The organism is Acaryochloris sp. CCMEE 5410 (assembly GCF_000238775.2).
Lineage (GTDB): Bacteria > Cyanobacteriota > Cyanobacteriia > Thermosynechococcales > Thermosynechococcaceae > Acaryochloris.
Genome location: NZ_AFEJ02000001.1, coordinates 2986426 through 3004176, shown reverse-complemented (window position 1 = coordinate 3004176; position 17751 = coordinate 2986426). Strand labels below are relative to the sequence as shown.

The 17751-nt window shown below is 47.8% G+C and carries 10 protein-coding genes and 1 pseudogene; 5 read left to right on the top strand and 6 right to left on the bottom strand.

Going from position 1 to position 17751, the window contains the following annotated elements; all coding sequences use genetic code 11:
- The first annotated feature begins 127 nt into the window (after positions 1-127).
- Both ON05_RS13725 and ON05_RS13720 read left to right on the top strand, forming a co-directional pair.
- Positions 128-1597, top strand: a complete 1470-nt coding sequence (locus ON05_RS13725) for a TldD/PmbA family protein (protein ID WP_010481216.1) — start codon at positions 128-130, stop codon at positions 1595-1597.
- 73 nt (positions 1598-1670) lie between these two features.
- Positions 1671-3011: a TldD/PmbA family protein gene (locus ON05_RS13720; protein ID WP_010481217.1), complete on the top strand. Its 1341-nt coding sequence runs from the start codon at positions 1671-1673 to the stop codon at positions 3009-3011.
- A 55-nt stretch (positions 3012-3066) separates the two neighbouring features.
- Here ON05_RS13720 and ON05_RS13715 read toward each other — a convergent pair whose 3' ends face one another.
- From ON05_RS13715 to ON05_RS13700, 4 genes and pseudogenes are all read right to left on the bottom strand, one after another.
- A complete protein-coding gene (locus ON05_RS13715) occupies positions 3067-6066 on the bottom strand; it encodes an FHA domain-containing protein (protein ID WP_010481219.1) in 3000 nt (999 codons plus the stop codon).
- Positions 6067-6884: 818 nt separating this feature from the next.
- Positions 6885-8273: pseudogene (locus ON05_RS13710) on the bottom strand (ISKra4 family transposase).
- 383 nt (positions 8274-8656) lie between these two features.
- A complete protein-coding gene (locus tag ON05_RS13705; RefSeq protein ID WP_010468874.1) occupies positions 8657-9766 on the bottom strand; it encodes an S-(hydroxymethyl)glutathione dehydrogenase/class III alcohol dehydrogenase in 1110 nt (369 codons plus the stop codon).
- Between the two features lie 85 nt (positions 9767-9851).
- Positions 9852-10520, bottom strand: coding sequence for a Mo-dependent nitrogenase C-terminal domain-containing protein (locus tag ON05_RS13700; protein ID WP_029314967.1), 669 nt, complete (start codon positions 10518-10520; stop codon positions 9852-9854).
- A 157-nt stretch (positions 10521-10677) separates the two neighbouring features.
- Here ON05_RS13700 and ON05_RS13695 point away from each other — a divergent pair, with 157 nt between their 5' ends.
- The 3 genes from ON05_RS13695 to ON05_RS13685 all read left to right on the top strand — a co-directional run bounded on the left by ON05_RS13695 (position 10678) and on the right by ON05_RS13685 (position 13014).
- The gene (locus ON05_RS13695) at positions 10678-12150 is read left to right on the top strand and encodes a DEAD/DEAH box helicase (protein WP_010468877.1); all 1473 of its coding nucleotides are present in this window, start codon (positions 10678-10680) and stop codon (positions 12148-12150) included.
- 91 nt (positions 12151-12241) lie between these two features.
- Positions 12242-12718 (top strand): DM13 domain-containing protein, encoded by a 477-nt coding sequence (locus ON05_RS13690; RefSeq protein ID WP_236618823.1) that lies wholly within the window; start codon positions 12242-12244, stop codon positions 12716-12718.
- 5 nt (positions 12719-12723) lie between these two features.
- Positions 12724-13014 carry a hypothetical protein gene (locus ON05_RS13685; RefSeq protein ID WP_010468883.1) on the top strand — a complete coding sequence of 97 codons (291 nt, stop codon included), beginning with the start codon at positions 12724-12726 and terminating at the stop codon, positions 13012-13014.
- A gap of 210 nt (positions 13015-13224) precedes the next feature.
- On the opposite strand, the gene psaB is transcribed toward ON05_RS13685, so the two are convergent.
- Positions 13225-15426, bottom strand: a complete 2202-nt coding sequence (gene psaB, locus ON05_RS13680) for a photosystem I core protein PsaB (protein ID WP_010468885.1) — start codon at positions 15424-15426, stop codon at positions 13225-13227.
- A 22-nt stretch (positions 15427-15448) separates the two neighbouring features.
- Positions 15449-17710: a photosystem I core protein PsaA gene (gene psaA, locus ON05_RS13675; protein ID WP_010468887.1), complete on the bottom strand. Its 2262-nt coding sequence runs from the start codon at positions 17708-17710 to the stop codon at positions 15449-15451.
- Positions 17711-17751 lie beyond the last annotated feature (41 nt).

Sequence of the window (17751 nt, the reverse complement as noted above, 5' to 3'; positions counted from 1 at the left end):
TCTCCAAGGATTGGAGTGGAGTCTGAAGGCATTAGCTGATTTTGTTACACTTAACTACATCAGCCCTTCCTATCAGATTTGCTGATTCCTTTTTGTTCATCTGCAATCAATTTGGATCACTCCATTTATGTCTCCAATAGCGCTGCTTTCCCAAGAACTGCCGACCCTAGAGTATTCTGCAACGCGCGATCGCTTTGATGATACTTGGCGTTCGCCCTTGTCGACGCTATTGGGATTAGGCCGAGCAGCTGGAGCCGATTTTGTCGAATTTTTCCTAGAGCGGGTTAACTACATCAGTTGCCTCGCCGAAGAAGATGCCATCACCAGCATCTCTCCCCGACTGGTTGCGGGCGCGGGTGTACGCGTATTCTTGGGCAAAGGGGATTGCTATGTCAGCACCAATGACATGAGCTTTAAGGGGCTGAAAGCAGCCTTAGAAAAAGCCCTCTCGATTCTGGGATTGAATCTACCGGGACCTCAAGCTTTTATCCCTGAAATTAACCTGGAGCTGCTGCGAGACTACGCCTCAGTGAATGGCAAAGAATCTTGGCTTGCTAGCTGTAGCTCTATGCAAGAAATGGGCGATATTTTGCTAACCGCCAATGCCCAACTGGATAAAGATGCCGCTCATGTACAGTCTCGTCGCGCTACCTACTTCCGCGATTGGCAGGAAGTTTTAGTGGCAGCTAGCGATGGGGTGTTTGCTCGCGATATCCGTTTGACTCAATCCGTCGGCTACAGCTTGCTCTGTGCAGAAGGCAGCGATCGCGCCTCCATCAACAAGCGAGTCGGTGCTACGAATAATCCTAATTTCCTGCGCTCCTGGCAGTATGCCGACGATTCTGCAGAAGTCTCAGAATCCGCCGGACAAATGCTTCATGCGGACTATGTGGAATCTGGTAATTATCCGATCATTATGGCCAATGAGTTTGGCGGCGTGATTTTCCATGAAGCCTGTGGTCATCTATTAGAAACGACTCAGATTGAGCGCCAGACCAGTCCGTTCTCAGACATGAAAGGTCAAAAAATTGCCCATGAGAATCTAACGGCTTGGGATGAAGGATTATCTCCCAATGCCTTTGGCTCCATTGATATGGACGACGAAGGCATGCCCGTGCAGCGCACCCTCTTGATTGAAAACGGCATCCTTAAGAATTTCCTATCTGACCGAGCCGGCTGTATCCGCACCGGGCACCCTCGAACAGGGAGTGGTCGTCGCCAAAGCTATACCCATGCTGCCGCGAGTCGGATGCGCAATACCTATATTGCCCCCGGTAATTTCACCAATGATGATTTATTTAACTCGGTAGAAAAGGGCATCTATTGCAAGAAGATGGGGGGCGGCAGTGTTGGCCCGACAGGCGAATTTAACTTTGGTGTGGATGAAGCCTATCTGATTGAGAATGGCAAAATCACCAAACCCCTCAAGGGTGCAACGTTAATTGGGGAAGCCAAGGAGATTATGAAGCGAATTTCCATGTCGTCCCAAGATTTGGGCCTAGCGGCAGGCTTCTGTGGATCCATTAGTGGCAGTATCTACGTCACAGTGGGACAACCCCATATCAAGGTGGACGAGATTACCGTGGGTGGTCGTTAAATCGGCACCGCCTCAAGATATTACACCTATAAATTCCAGAGAATACACCTAAAAAATAGGAGAACCCGTTAGCGTGTCTGATGTTGCTACCATCGCTGCGATCGCAAAAGAAAAAGCCCAAGCCTTAGGCATTCAAAAGTTTGATGTCTGTGGGTCTACCGTCGATGAAGCCAGCGTCCAAGTCGATCAAGGTGAACCCAAACAGGTGAAAGCCTCCAAGCGCTCTAGCGTGATGGTCCGTGTCTGGAATGAAGCCAATACCGTCGGCGTCACCACCACCAGCGAAGTCGATGAGTTGGGCTTAGAACTCGCCCTTAAAACGGCTCAGGAAGCCAGTGCTTTTGGGGCCAAAGAGCATGTGCCGGACTTTAGTCCAGAAGCCACTGCTACATTAGAAACCACTCAATCTGAACTGGTGCCCCAGGCGGAGATTGCCACCCTGATTGATAACTTGGTGCAGACCGAAGCGAAGTTAATGGACGCCCATGATGCCATTTCAGGCGTTCCTTATAATGGCCTCGCCCAACGGGATGCCCAGCGGTTCTACCTCAACAGCGAAGGGGCCATGCGCCAAGAAGCTCGGTCATCGAGTTCGGTGTATCTCTACAGCGTGACAGAGCAGGAAGGTAAACGTCCCCGTAGTGCTGGCGCATATCGAGTTAGCCAAGGTCTAGATCAGCTCGACATTGAGGGGTGCTTGCAAGAGACGGCAGAGAAAACTATCAGCCACCTTAACTACCAGCCGGTTACCTCTGGCAAATATCGCGTGGTCCTATCTGCCGAAGCGTTTCTGAGTTTGTTAGGTGCCTTCTCTAACCTATTCAATGCCCGAAGCGTACTTGATAATCGCAGCCTATCTACGGTTGAGTCTCTAGGAACGGAAATTGCATCCCCCCTACTTTCCGTTGCCGATGATGCCCTTCATGCTGACAATGTGGGCAAAACCACTTTCGATGATGAAGGAACCCCTACACGACGCATTCCAATTATTGATAAAGGAGTCCTCACTCATTTCCTTCATAGTTCAGGAACGGCTAAGCGTCTTGATGCTCAACCCACGGGTCATGCCAATCTCGGGGCCAAGGTTACCGTAGGCCCTCATTTCTATCATGTATTTGCTGCTAGCACGCCTGAGCAAACCTACAGCTTAGAGACCGCCGAAAATGTCATCTTTATTGATGATGTTCAAGCCCTTCATGCTGGGGTGAAAGCGCTGCAGGGGTCTTTCTCTTTGCCTTTTGATGGTTGGCTCGTCAATAAAGGGGAGAAAATCAGTATCGAATCTGCCACCGTTGCCGGTGATTTTCGAGATCTGCTCAAATCAATTATCTATGTTGAATCTGAGGCAGAGCTTACCCCCGGTGGCATCTGTCCCAGAATCTGGGTGGATGAGTTATCCATTACGGGTGAATAGTGATCGCTTGATACCACCACCCAAATGGCAGCTAGGATGACTATTCCTTCAGCGATTAGATGACATCTTGCTGTTTCAGGATCACGAGGATAAAGCTCAGCATCCCCACCATAATTCCGCCTAGCTTGAGCCAATGTTTGCCAACATCAATGGCAAAGGCGGATCCCACTTCTTCATGGAAGCGGCCCACTAGTAGCTCTGCAGAAGAAATAGCGGTGCCGCGTTTCTTCCGCCAGTCGCTAAACTGATCTTGCCAATCATCTAAGTCCTGGCGGTACGTATCAACTTTCTTGTTGTAATCCTGAATTAAATCGTCATAGGTCAGTTGGTTTTCTGCCGTCAACTTGGGGGGAGAGCCTGGATCAACGGGCTTGGCGGGTTGCGGTTGGTCAACCGCCGGATCATATTCTCGCCGTAATGCTGGAAAGGTACAACTTTCAAACATGGCTGGACCAAGACATTTACACTGCTCTTTGTTCGAGTCACTTAAGTCTTGGCGTTCCGCTTCAGACAGTTGCCAACAGGGATCATCAGCGATATCTTGACCAACACCTGATAAAGAAATCAAGCTTTCGTAAGACCAGCGCGTTAGTGTAATTTGACTTAAAACCTGACCCGGTGCTCCTAGCGCTTCTAGGGGCATAATTGCCCCAGAGAAGGTGATTTGAGGGAGTAGAAATAAAATCGTCAGTAAGGGCGCGACGCTTTGATTTGGAGCCAGTGCTGATACAAATAAACCCATGATCATGCCCCCCAACGTGGCCAAGAACAGCGTGAAAAACATCTGCACAAAGCTGTTCCCATCAACGGGGATACTGACAGCGATCATTTTGGTCAGCAGGAAAATGGCCGCTTGATAGAGGGCAATTAAAATACTGAGCCACACTTTTGAGAAAACATAGGGCAAAATTTGCAACCCAATCATCCGCTCGCGTCGGTATATTTCTCGTTCTTTGACGATTTCCCGCATCATGGCTAAGCTACCCACCATGACAGCCGTCAACACCGTGACAAACAGGAGCGTAAAGACTTGGCCAGGCTCTCCCTCTGTGGTGTCAAACATGGTGCGTTTCCACATCACAAAGTCAAGCAGCCCTAAAAGGGGAGATAAGGCCAGCATCAAGATTAAACTGGCCCGATCTTGCCGTAGAATCGTCAGATTTCGCTGTAACAAAATCGAAAACTGTCGCCAAGCTGAAATATGGTTGGACTTAGGTTTTGATGGTTTGGCCTTCAATGTTTTGGGTGTTTTGGCCATGGCAGGGAGTCCAGCCTGTCGTTTTCTGATGTATTTTTGGTAGTGCTTTGACTGGCGGAAGTGATGTTCCCATGCTTCGGGTGTTTGTTCGTTTTCGACCTTGGCATAGATTTCATCAAAGTCTTGAACCCCAAAGTAGGATAGTGCATCTGCAGGTGGTCCCAGATAGGCAATACGCCCCCCTTTCGCCAGAAAAACCACTAAGTCGCAGAACATGACGTTTTTGGTGGCATGGGTAATTAATAGAATGGTGCGGCCTTGATCGGCTAGACGTCGGAGCAGTTTCATCATGGATGTTTCCGTACCCGGATCCAGTCCTGATGTTGCTTCATCCAGAAAGAATAAGCTGGGCTTTGTGAGCAACTCCACGCCCATTGACACTCTTTTGCGCTGGCCACCGCTTAAGGACCGCACCCGTAACTTTTCTTTCCCGATCAGTTCTAAGTCTGTAATGACCGACTGAATTTGTTGCTTGCGTTCGGCTCGATTCACATCAGCCGGCAGACGCAAACGGGCCGCATAATCTAAGGCTTGATTGACCGTTAATTCCCGGTGAATAATGTCATCTTGGGGAACGTAGCCCAATTCTGTGCGGTAAAGATTGAAGTTTTTATAGAGGTCTTGTTCATTGACGAGCACTGAGCCACTGGTGGCCGGTCGCAGACCATTTAAGGCGTCCATTAGGGTCGATTTACCCGCACCACTCACCCCCACAATGGCAACAAACTCTTGGGGCAGGATGGATAGGGATATATCGTTCAAAAGAACGTTATTTTTGTGCTTACCCGCTACTTTCGTTAGATGAACGGCATCCAGTCTAAGGTTGCCGGACTCATTCTGCTGAACCAGGATTTCATCAAAGTTAAAGACAAATTGATAGGGGCCAATGCGGATCGTGCTACCGGGGTGTAGCGGTTGTTGACTCCGAATTTGTTGGCCATCCACAAATGTGCCATTGGAAGAATGCAGGTCTTCCACAAACCAGGAGCCGTCTTGGGAAATAATTTGAGTGTGAAACCGTGACACAACAGGGTGATCAAGCACGTGAGTATTCTCTGGATCTCGTCCAAAGGTCAACTGTTTGAGATCTCGCAGTTCTAGAGTTTCAAATTTCTCGATAGCTTCCGTTTCGGGCAGTACTTGGTGAAAGGAAAGGATGACCTGATTACTGATCGAAAAGCAATCACCATTTTTTAAGACTTTTTCTTGTATGGATTGCCCGGCAAAAAAGAGCTTGTTCGTCTGGTCTAGCGTCGTAATAGTATAGGTCTCATCCTTGCCCCACTTTAAATGGGCATGGAGTGGAGCGATGACTGGACAGTCAATAAAAATATCGCAGTTCGAATGGCGACCAACGGTGATGGTTTCTTTTCTGAGGGGAAAGTTTTTGGTTCCTTGGGGTGTGGTGACTTGGAGAATGCGATCGCAGGTCGTCTGGTTAACAACCGTACCGGGTAAAATTGCTTCTGGTTCAATCAGAGAAGTGGACGGTACATCATCAAATAGTATTCTGTTATTGCCAATCTGAATTTCATCTCCAATCTGTAATTTTTGAGGATTTGAAAGTGAAGAATGACCGTTAATTAATAGTTTTACACTCGAAGATGATTTGTAAATTTCATAATGGTCGACGTGCCAAATGATTCTGGCATGGTACGGGAGGATAGTATCTCCCCAAAGAACCAGTGAATTCTTAGCATCTTTACCAATACTGAATGGGGCCTCTGTAAGTCTAAATACAAGATTGATATCATTCCCCTCTTTTATGACTTTAAGTTGAGCGGATGCATTGAGCATGGCTTGTAAATTATCGCTATAGGTTCAAAATATGAATTGAGATGGAATGAAATAATGGAGTTAATCTGAGGTTGAGTTGAGATAGTAAAGGAAAGGCTTTTACACGGAAGTTACCGCCTATGAAAGAATAAAGCTCCTTCCTACCTTCTATCTTGTTTTAGGCTATCCATTTGGCCGAGATAAGCTTATTTCGACAGACTCGTTTTATACTTGGTTGACCAGCTTTGAATGCTGGCTCACCCTTCCATCCTGATAATTGACATATTGGATATGAGGCAATGGCTGTTTAATTCAGCACGATTCTTTCACTTGCACATAAACTATTGCTGTCAAAGAATGTCAGGCTTTGACAGGATTTACTCAAGCTTTCAGGAGTTTATCTAATCAAAAAACATATATTTATCTTGTCTTGAAGTAAATTTTATGCAAATTATTTAATTTGCAAATATATAAAACATCTGACAATAAAATATTCTTATTATCTTCTGATATAAATTTAGAGAAATATGCTTTCATCTGACAACTGTTCTGATTGTTTTCCTGTAGCATGCTCAAGAGTTATTTTTGAAGAGATAATGATTCCGGATATACGAACTCTTGGAACTTTTTTTCAATTTAATAAGATCAAAATTTCTATCTCTCCACTTCCCTCGTAACCCAAGTCTTTCACTCTACTTCAACCATTTTTACCCCAGATTTCGTAAGCCTATACTTGAGAAATTCCTGAGAAACAAGGGCTTGGTTGGCTATACATAAGACTTCTAATCTGAAGTAAAAGTTGTCAAAAGTTTCCTATCTCTATCTCAAGATGGGCGTAGCTAATGGATCGGGGATGCCTTAGACTTCGGAATGGTTACCCCTGGGAATAGGGAGTCAAACCGTTGATTGACCCAGGCAAGCCGCAGCATGAGTAGATGATTGAAACCATCCTCACTCCAGCGCATACCAACCCCCTTAAAGCGCTGTTGAATCAGCCACTTACAAGCACTTTCGACCATTCCTGACCCCAGCGGTATCTGTAGTTGTTCAAAGTGGCGATATTGGATGTGTCGCAGATGGCGCTGGAAATAAGCCTGTACCTGGAGCAACGTCGTAAAAGATTTGCCCGTAAACAATTGTGAGTGAATCAACATCGTCAAGGACCGCAATACTAATAGGTGTTGCCCATGTCGCAATTGGTGTCGCCAGCGCCGAAACCAGGCTTGGGCTTGAGCAGAGCGAACATCCCCAAACATCACTTTTGTTGCTCGTGCAAGATGGCCTGCTGCATGAAAAAATCGAGAACTGCCACAGCACAGTGAGAGAACAAGGTGCGGTAGACTCGCCAGAAGCCTCGCCCCCCATCACTCAACCAGATGACGCTTGGGGCCGATTCAAAGTCTTGTTTGCGGGCTTCGAGTTGCAGTAAGGGGATGAACTGGTCGATATCGCCCAATACTGCTACCAGTCTTCGACGCAGTAGTTGGGGGACACTCTTTTAGCTCGGGTGAGCCGTGTTCCCAGGCGGGCTAAGATAGCGACTTTAACTTCTCGCCACTGGATTTTTCCCTTGGGGGTTTTCGGAGTGGGGCGAAAGGGCACCATCACACCGTCAGCAGCAATGGCCAAAGGCAGAGCAGACAACACCTCTGAAATCGCTTCACTAGGAGCCTGTTCACCTGATGCTTGAGCTTTGAGTTGAGCCTCTAGCTCCTGATAAGCTTTGTTGCCCATGACTTGCACCCAATTCCACAAGCTTGATGAACTGACGGATAAACCACTCCACTGACTCAGCATCCAACTGGCCAGTTCATAGGGCATAAATAGACTTAACAAGCAGCCTAGACGCACCAGTTCTTTACTGCTGTGCTGGTAAGAGGTAATCCCAATGGATTGGTCCAGAGGAGCTGATAGACTACCTGGACACCCTTTTGGACAACGACCCACCCGTCGCTTTCAGTAAATATTTCCCACCAGTGTCTGCATCTGACGAGATTCCCATCCCTTCGAGTGCAAGCGGGTTCCGCAGGTGCTACACCTAGGCCATTCAAATACTGTTTTGCTCGCCGTGAGAGTTCATCCTCCAGAAGCCATCGAGCCAAATACAAACCCATTTGCAGAACGATATAAACCATCTGACTCAGGCTGGGTGATTCTTTGAGTGCTTCGACCTGTTCTAGAAATTCGTGATGCTCTAGTACGGTTGGCAATTGCGATGTTAGGCTCATGACAAGTTTTTGATTCGGGTACAGGATCTATTGTCCTTGACCCGTTTTTCTTTGAGCCATACATCCCCGATTCTGTGCTTACGCCCTCTCAAGATTGATAGAGAAAACCAACTGTCGTGAAGCTGGTATCGTGACTGAAGAGCGAAAAGAATTTTGTTAATCGATTGCCGCTGTCGACGCTGAGGCTGCATTCACATTTAATGTGATTATGCATGGAATGTCCGTCATCCTAAGTGAACAGCACCGTCAGCCACCTTACTGTTCACTGAGGGTACATCCTTAAGTGCAGCCTCATCCCCTATTACCTCCGCTAAGAGCGATGTATCAGCAGCTTTAATCAAGTCATGCTTTATAAACAGAAGATTCCAATGCTCAACAGCACCTTAGAAATTGATGACGCTCCGAATAGATTCGCCTTTATGCATTAAGTCAAAGGCATCGTTGATTTTTTCTAGGGGCATGGTGTGGGTGACTAAAGAATCGATATCGATCTTGCCATCCATATACCAATCGACAATCTTAGGCACATCCGTGCGTCCCTTAGCCCCACCAAATGCTGTACCTTTCCAAACTCGTCCGGTGACTAACTGGAAGGGGCGGGTACTAATTTCTTGGCCCGCACCAGCAACCCCAATAATGATGCTTTCCCCCCAGCCTTTGTGGCAGCATTCTAGGGCTTGGCGCATCACCTCGACATTGCCAATACACTCAAAGCTATAATCAGCACCGCCTTTGGTTAGATCGACCAAATAGGGGACTAAATCTCCTTCTACCTCTTTGGGGTTTACGAAGTGAGTCATGCCCAATTTCTCGGCTAGAGGCCGCTTGGCGGGATTGAGATCAACCCCAACAATCATATTGGCTCCCACTAAGCGGGCCGCTTGAATTACGTTGAGACCAATACCCCCTAAGCCAAAGACGACCACATTGGCCCCCGGCTCTACTTTGGCTGTATTGATCACAGCTCCGATGCCTGTAGTGACTCCACAGCCAATCAAACAGACCTTATCAAAGGGAGCATCTTTGCGAATTTTGGCGAGTGAAATTTCAGGTACCACGGTGTAGTTGGCAAAAGTGGAGGTACCCATATAGTGAAATAACGAATCATTGCCCAAAGAAAAGCGGCTAGAGCCATTGGGCATCACCCCTTTGCCCTGGGTAGAGCGAATCGCCTGACATAAGTTGGTTTTGCCACTCAAGCAATATTCACAGGTTCGGCACTCGGGTACATAGAGCGGAATCACATGATCGCCAGGCTTAAGGGATTTAACCTCAGGCCCCACCTCAACGACCACACCTGCGCCTTCATGCCCCAGGATGGCAGGGAACAATCCTTCTGGATCCGCACCCGACAAGGTATAAGCATCGGTATGGCAAACCCCCGTCGCCTTTATCTCTACTAGGACTTCCCCAGCTTGAGGGCCTTCTAAATCCACGGTCTCAATGCTGAGGGGCTGTCCGGCTGCTTGGGCCACCGCTGCTTTGACCTTCATCTCAGATCTCCTAAGGGGTACGCGTTTTTCACTATACGCGCTCTCAGATGCAGTCGATCAACAGGTTTACAAGTTTTACCAACCGTTAGATGTAGGAGGAGACATCCTCTTTACATTCATCGGCAAGATAGGACAGGGCCTTAAATCGAAGGCCGACAAGCTGCTCATAGAGGGGGTTGAGCTTACACATGGGAGGAATATGCACGACCTTTTTGCCAAATAAGGTGATATCCCGCTCAAACGGACATTGGGAGGGAATCATTTTGCACAAGAATCGGGCGACTTCAGGGTCTTGAATATCCAATCCATCCAGCCACTGGCGAACGGGTTTTAGGGGATCGCGAGGCTGTTTTTCAGTGGGTTTCGGTGCACCATCTAAGGCTTCTCCGTCTAGAGTGAGTCGGAGAGAGTCAACGGCAGTTAGTTGTACTCGCAGCGCCTTGGCAAAGGTCTCTAGGACTTGATCTTCGGAACTAGAATAGACCCCATCAGCCAACGCCACCATCACCGCAGTCCGCAAAAAGTTTTCGGCTACTTTGGGATTGTCACCTAAGCCATCGGCCAGCTCTTCTGGGGAGATGGGTTTAAAGGAATCGTTATCTAGGTCAGGGGTTAGCTCATTCGCCACCACTTCTTCAATCAGGGACTGTTCCTGAGGATCAAATTTGCCGTCAGACCAAGCAATGGTCATTAAACCTCGGAGCCAAGTGGAGGTCTGATCCGCTGTGAAAGTAGATTGTGAGCTAGTTGTCATAACGTTTCTCAGAAGTAGGTCACCAAAGGATTCATTGCTAAGTGCCGCTGCTCACTGATTGTAACCTCTGCGAACCAAGGATGCTCGCTGTTGCCGATACTCTCCTGGTAAGTTGGAAGAAGGGCACTCAACCGACAGCACACTTGGGCTTTTTTCAATGGCGCGCAAGCCTACCTTAACCTACGATCGCGGCACGCTGATTTTGCACCCTCCGCCCAAGGGAAAAGATTGGCTGGACTATGCCACCTGGGATGATCGGGTAGAGCGATTTCGGGTGCCTGCGATCGCATACCGCTCCCTCCTAACAGCAACGCAAATCACTGATCCGCGTTTGGTGGATCAGGCCAAATCCTATGAAGCTTTAGAGCTGACTCCCAGTTTGCAAATGGAGCCCTATCTTCATCAGCAAGAGGCGCTAGAGGCTTGGCAGCAGAACCGTCGAGGGGTTGTGGTTTTGCCGACTGCCGCCGGTAAAACCTATTTGGCTCAATTGGTGATTCAGGCGACCCAACGCAGTACGTTAATCGCCGTCCCAACGCTGGATTTAATGCACCAGTGGTATGCCCATTTGGTGGCTGCTTTCCCTGATGCGGAGATTGGGTTGCTAGGCGGTGGGTCTCGAGATCGCACCCCAATCCTGATTTCCACTTACGACAGTGCCGCTATCCAGGCCGAAAACCTGGGCAATCGCTATGGTCTACTGGTGTTCGACGAATGCCACCATTTACCCAGCAGCTTTAATCGGGTGATTGCTGAATATGCCATTGCTCCCTATCGGTTGGGATTAACCGCAACGCCAGAGCGAAGTGACGGTAAGCATGAAGAGTTAGACAATCTGATTGGTCCGACTGTTTATCGCCGAACGGCTGAAGAGCTGTCTGGCGTCGCCTTAGCTAAACATAAAACAGTCCAAATCCAGGTCAAGCTCTCAGCCCAAGAGCGAGAGCGATATGACGAGCTGATTCAAACCCGTAACCAGTTTCTCCAATCTGCCCGTATTTTTCTGGGAAGCTTAAAGGGTTGGCAGCAGTTTGTGCGTGAAAGTGCTCGCTCCAAAGCAGGACGAAGAGCCATGTTAGCCCATCGTCAGGCCCGTGCGATCGCATTCGGTACGGAAGGCAAACTTCGCATCCTTGCCGATCTCTTAGCTCAACACCACCCTGAACAGACCCTAATTTTTACCGACGACAACGCCACCGTCTATCGCATTTCCCAAGATTTTCTAATCCCAGCTATTACCCATAAAACACCCGTCAAAGAGCGCCATGATATTTTGCAGCGGTTTCGCTCTGGTGAGTATCCCACCTTAGTGGCCTCGCGAGTTCTGAATGAAGGCGTTGATGTGCCAGAAGCGAGTATTGCCATTGTCTTGTCAGGAACCGGCTCCACCCGAGAATATGTACAGCGCTTAGGAAGAGTGCTTCGCAAAGGCAAAGATCCCGATAAATTGGCGTTACTGTATGAGGTGATTGCCGAAAATACCAGTGAAGAAAATACAGCCCGTCGTCGGCAACCGACCCGGAGTAAACCGAAACTATCTGTCGTGTCCAAGCCGTATGAGTCAAATGACGTCCCCATCCCTCGGGCTGCAGAGAGCAAAAACAATGGATCTCAATCCTTTGATGAGTAATATGTCTTACTGAAGCTACGGCTTAAGGTCTGTGTTTTCTCTACCCCTTATGGGATTATGGGCACAAAACAATTTTGAAGGGAAGTCGGTGATGAACTTGAAATACTTGGGTCAGGTATTCTGGGTCGGTTTACTGCTGATGTCATGTTCAGGTAGCCCAGATTCTGAGACTCCTACAGGCCAAGGATCTCCACAGCCTGCTGTGAGCCAAGCCGAAAACAGCAATATCCTGACTCAAGGCGCTTTTGTCTCAGGTAACTACAATACCCAGGGAAGCGCTACCTTAATCTTCAGTGAGGGTAAGACTTTCCTAGAATTAGATCAAGCCTTTCAAACCGATCAAGGCCCTGATTTATTTGTCTTGTTACACCAGGATGCAAAGCCAGAAACTTATGAGCCAGACGACTATAAGGTGGTTAGTAAACTTAAAGAGATTCAGGGGGTGCAACAGTATGAGATCCCTGCAGATGCAGATCTTGCCAAGTATCGGTCGGTTGCGATTTGGTGTAAGAAGTTTAATGTTACGTTTGGCTATGCCCCATTAACCGATCCGCAAAGCCAGGGATAACCGTTATGTCACCCACCTTAATTAAATTAGCCGGATGGCTACCCGCCGTTATTATTCCCGCTGCTACGATTATTCAGCTGGCCACCATCTTCAAAGATCGATCAACCCAAGGGGTTAGTTGGCTGACTTGGTTCCTATTTGGCGTCGCCAACATCGGCCTCTATATTTACACCGAAAAATATTCAGCCTTGCAATCCATTGTTGGGTTATTGGGTTCAGCAGCTCTCGACTTTCTAATCGCTGGGCTAGCCCTTGCTAGTTTTGGTGTATCAGAAGATTCAACTCAATCCACTTAGCATTTTTAATGCTATGGGATTGGTAGATCTGATAGCTTGCTGGTCTATCAAGAATTGTAGTTTGCGTCAGTTGCTATTCACAATTCAAGCAGTAGCCTTCAACTGGCCTGTCATGAATCCATAAGCATTTTCCCTTCAATCGAAATCCCCCCTCAACACTATGTTGAGGGGGGATTAATCTATTTATCGTCGCTATATGCTAGCCGGTCTTTAACCGAGTGGAGCTGTCGCACCAATCACAAAAGCACCGTAGGTAACAAAGTAGCCGACCGCAAAGTGAACTAAGCCAACTAAGCGACCTTGAACGATAGATAGAGCAACAGGCTTGTCTTTCCACATCACCAAATTGGCGAGGGGAGTACGCTGGTGAGCCCAAACGAGAGTCTCAATCAGCTCTTGCCAATAACCTCTCCAGGAGATCAAGAACAAGAAGCCAGTCGCCCAGCAGAGGTGACCTAAGAGGAAGATCCAGGCCCAAACTGACAGGCTATTTACACCGAAAGGTGTATAACCATTAATCAATTGAGCTGAATAACCCCAGAGATAATCTCTCAGCCATCCCATAAGGTACGTTGAGTCATTATTGAACTGAGCTAAGTTGCCAGACCAAACACTTAACTGTTTCCAGTTGAAGTAGAAGGTGACCCAACCAATGGTGTTGAGCATCCAGAATGTAGCCAAGTAGAAGGAGTCCCAAGCGGAAATATCGCAAGTACCGCCTCTACCAGGACCATCACAAGGGAAGCTGTAGCCAAAGTCTTTCTTGTCGGGCATAAGCTTAGAACCACGAGCATCTAAGCAGCCTTTAACACAAATCAAGACCGTGACGTGGATACTGAAAGCAATACCATGGTGGACTAAGAAGTCTCCGGGGCCAATATTCAAGAATGGAGTATTTGCACCATTGACTGCATCCAGCCAACCAGGTAGCCAAACATCACCGTAATTAGGCCAGGCAGTAGAAGCAATACTTTGAGGATTAGACAATAAACTGTCGAGACCTAAGAGTAATTTGCCGTGAGCTGCTTGTACCCACTCAGCGAAAATTGGCTCAGGTAGAATTTGCTTTTCAGGTGTGCCAAAAGCAACCACAACATCGTTATGGACATACAAGTCTAGGGTATGGAAGCCCAAGAACATTGACACCCAAGACAAGTGGGAGATAATGGCTTCTTTGTGCTCAAGCAATCTGGAAAGCGCATTTCCTTTGTTGCGCTCAGGATCATAATCCCGAACGAAGAAGATGCCGCCGTGAGCATAAGCACCCAGAGCTAGGAAGCCACCGATGTACTGGTGATGGGTATAGAGCGCAGCCTGAGTCACATAGTCCTGCGAGATAAACGCATAAGACGGTAACGAGTACATGTGCTGAGCAACAACCTCAGTGATTACCCCTAACGCAGCCAAGTGGAAGGCGAGTTGGAAGTGTAAAGACTCGTTATAAGTGTCATACAGACCTTGCAATGTAGCTCCGTACCATGGATCTCTATGAGCATCCATGATTTCTTTCATGCTGTGGCCAATACCAAACTGAGTGCGGTACATGTGGCCTGCGACGATGTAGAGAACAGCAATTGCCAAATGATGGTGAGCAATATCTGTTAACCACAAGGCTTCAGTTTGAGGATGGAAGCCACCCATGAAGGTCAGAATGGCGGTTCCTGCCCCTTCGCTAGTACCAAAGATATGGCCAGCAGTATCAGGGTTTTGAGCATAAACTGCCCAACGACCCGTGAAGAAAGGTGCTAAACCAGCAGGGTGAGGCATGGTTGACAGGAAGTTATCCCAACCCACATGCTGACCCCGAGCTTCGGGGATGGCAACGTGAATCAAGTGACCTGTCCAACCCAAAGAGCTAGCACCAAAAAGAACCGCTAAGTGGTGGTTCATTTGGGATTCAGCATCTCTAAACCAGGCTAGGCTGGGTCGAAATTTGGGTTGTAGGTGAAGCCAACCTGCAAACAGCATGACTGCAGCGACAACCATCAAGAAGATGGAGCCACTATAGAGATCTCCATTGGTACGCATACCGATGGTGTACCACCACTGATATACGCCGGAGTAACAAAGATCAACTGGGCCAGAAGCACCAGCTTGAGTGAATGCCTGAGTTGCAGCATCACCCAGATGAGGGTCCCAAATCGCGTGGGCGATGGGACGAACGGTGAGTGGATCTTGGATCCACTGTTCAAAGTTGCCTTGCCAGGCGACGTGGAAAAGCAGGCCTGCAGTCCAGAGGAAAATAATTGAGAGATGGCCGAAGTGAGTTGCGAAAATCTTTTGATAAAGATTTTCCTCCGTCATTCCGTCATGAGTCTCAAAGTCATGAACTGTGGCGATTCCGTACCAGATCCGACGAGTGGTTGGATCTTGGGCAAGGTCTTGGCTAAAACTTGGAAATTTAGTAGCCATAAGTTTTCAGAGTCCTCCTTGCCTATCCTAATGCGAGAATTCGAGCTAGATAGAATGACCAAGAGGTCACAATTCCACCTAAGAGGTAATGGCCAAGCCCAACTGCACGACCTTGAGTAATACTCATGGCGCGAGGTTGGATAGCTGGAGCAATCTTTAGTTTGCTGTGAGCCCAAACAATAGACTCAATCAGCTCTTGCCAATAGCCACGACCACTGAACAAGAACATCAGGCTGAAAGCCCAGATAAAGTGGGCACCTAGGAATAGAATTCCGTAGGCAGATAGGGCAGAACCATAGGAGTTAATCACCTGCACGGATTGGGCCCATAAGAAATCTCGCAACCAACCGTTAATGGTGATTGAAGACTGTGCCCAATTACCTGCTGTCAGATAATTTATTCCACCGCTTGCGTTGGCGGAACCCCAGACATCCGATTGCATTTTCCAGAAAAAGTGGAAGTTAACAATCGAAATACAGTTGTACATCCAGAACAGACCTAAGAACACATGGTCCCAACCTGAAGATTGGCAAGTACCACCCCGACCAGGTCCATCGCAAGGGAATCTGAAGCCCAAGTTAGCTTTGTCTGGAATTAGACGAGAGCTACGGGCATAAAGAACACCTTTAAGCAGGATGAGGACAGTAACGTGAATCTGGAATGCGTGAATATGGTGGATCATGAAGTCGGCTGTTCCCAAGGAAACATGTTGCATGGCAACTTTGCCACCGACAAACAATGGATCACCACCCCAAGCTAAGCTAGTTGCACCTTCAGCAAGGGGAGCCCGAATCGTTCCAGCTACGTTTGCTTGCAGGTTCTGAACCCACTGGGCAAAGATAGGCTGAAGCTGAATCGCAGTATCAGAGAACATGTCCTGAGGACGTCCCAAAGACCGCATTTCATCATTGTGGATATATAGGTCGAAGGAATGGAATCCTAGGAACAAACAAACCCAGTTCAGATGAGCAATGATGGTGTCTCTATGACGAAGCATCCGATCGAGAACATTGTTCTGGTTCATGGCGGGATCATAGTCTCGAACCATGAAGATAGCAGCGTGAGCTGCACCACCCACAATGTAGAAACCACCTAACCACATATGGTGAACGAACAGATTCAGCTGAGTTGCATAATCTGTTGCCAGATATGGATAGGGTGGCATTGCATACATGTGATGGGCACAAACAATGCTGAAAGAACCCCAACAAGCAAGGTTAATGGCGAGCTGAGCATGCCAAGAAGTGGTTAAGACATCATAGAGACCCTTATGACCTTCACCAGTGAACGGTCCTTTATGGGCATCCATGATTTCTCTCATGTGATGGCCAATGCCCCAGTTTGTCCGGTACATGTGACCAGCAATGATGTACATCACAGCTAGAGCCAAGTGGTGGTGCGCAATATCTGTCATCCATAACCCACCAGTCTGTGGATCTAGTCCACCTTTGAAGGTTAGGAAATCAGAGTAAACACCCCAATTCAGTGTGAAATAAGGCGCTAGCCCTTGAGCAAAACTCGGATATAAATCGGCCATAAAGGCTTTATCCAAAAGATATTCATGTGGAATTGGAATATCTTCTGGAGCCATGCCAGAATCCAGCATTTTGTTAATAGGCAAAGAAACGTGGATCAAGTGACCGGTCCACGCTAAGTTACCCAAGCCAAGCAAGTTGATGAGATGACCACCAATCGTTGCTTCAGCGTTTTGGAACCACTCCAACTTTGGAGCCTTCTTGTGGTAGTGGAAGTAACCGGCATACATGGTTACTGCAGCTGCTACTAAGGCACCAATAGAAGTGGAGTAAAGTTCAATAGGAGCTGTCATTCCAGCTCCACGCAATATATGAAAAAGGCCAGAGGTAATCTGGATTCCGTGGAATCCGTTACCTACATCTGCATTTAAAATATCTTGGCCAACAATGGGCCAAACTACGTGAGCACTGGGCTTATTGCCGAGTGGATCGGCCAACCAAGCGTAGTAGTTAGAAAAACGAGCAGCATGGAAGATCATCCCGCTGATCCACACAAAAACAATTGCTAAGTGTCCGAAATGGGCACTAAAGATTTTGCGGGAAATTTCTTCCAGGTCGTTAGTTTGTGTATCAAAATCATGAGCTAGAGCATGAAGGTTCCAAATCCAAGTGGTGGTTTGGGGTCCCTTCGACAGACTCTTGTTAAAGTGACCTGGTTTACCCGCAACTTCCAAGGAAGCTTTGACGGGATTGATGTCAACTTCAGCTGTTCTGCCTTTCGTCTCTGGCCCACCTGGGCTAGTTGTCATTGAGACTCTCCTCTCTTTGGACAAGCAAGGAATGAGCATCC

Excerpts from the sequence above, each read along its gene's own strand:
- ON05_RS13695 (WP_010468877.1), top strand. The coding sequence starts at position 10,678 with ATGGCGCGCAAGCCTACCTTAACCTACGATCGCGGCACGCTGATTTTG.
- psaA (WP_010468887.1), bottom strand. The coding sequence starts at position 17,710 with ATGACAACTAGCCCAGGTGGGCCAGAGACGAAAGGCAGAACAGCTGAA.
- ON05_RS13690 (WP_236618823.1), top strand. The coding sequence starts at position 12,242 with ATGAACTTGAAATACTTGGGTCAGGTATTCTGGGTCGGTTTACTGCTG.
- ON05_RS13715 (WP_010481219.1), bottom strand. The coding sequence starts at position 6,066 with ATGCTCAATGCATCCGCTCAACTTAAAGTCATAAAAGAGGGGAATGAT.
- ON05_RS13685 (WP_010468883.1), top strand. The coding sequence starts at position 12,724 with ATGTCACCCACCTTAATTAAATTAGCCGGATGGCTACCCGCCGTTATT.
- ON05_RS13700 (WP_029314967.1), bottom strand. The coding sequence starts at position 10,520 with ATGACAACTAGCTCACAATCTACTTTCACAGCGGATCAGACCTCCACT.
- psaB (WP_010468885.1), bottom strand. The coding sequence starts at position 15,426 with ATGGCTACTAAATTTCCAAGTTTTAGCCAAGACCTTGCCCAAGATCCA.
- ON05_RS13725 (WP_010481216.1), top strand. The coding sequence starts at position 128 with ATGTCTCCAATAGCGCTGCTTTCCCAAGAACTGCCGACCCTAGAGTAT.
- ON05_RS13705 (WP_010468874.1), bottom strand. The coding sequence starts at position 9,766 with ATGAAGGTCAAAGCAGCGGTGGCCCAAGCAGCCGGACAGCCCCTCAGC.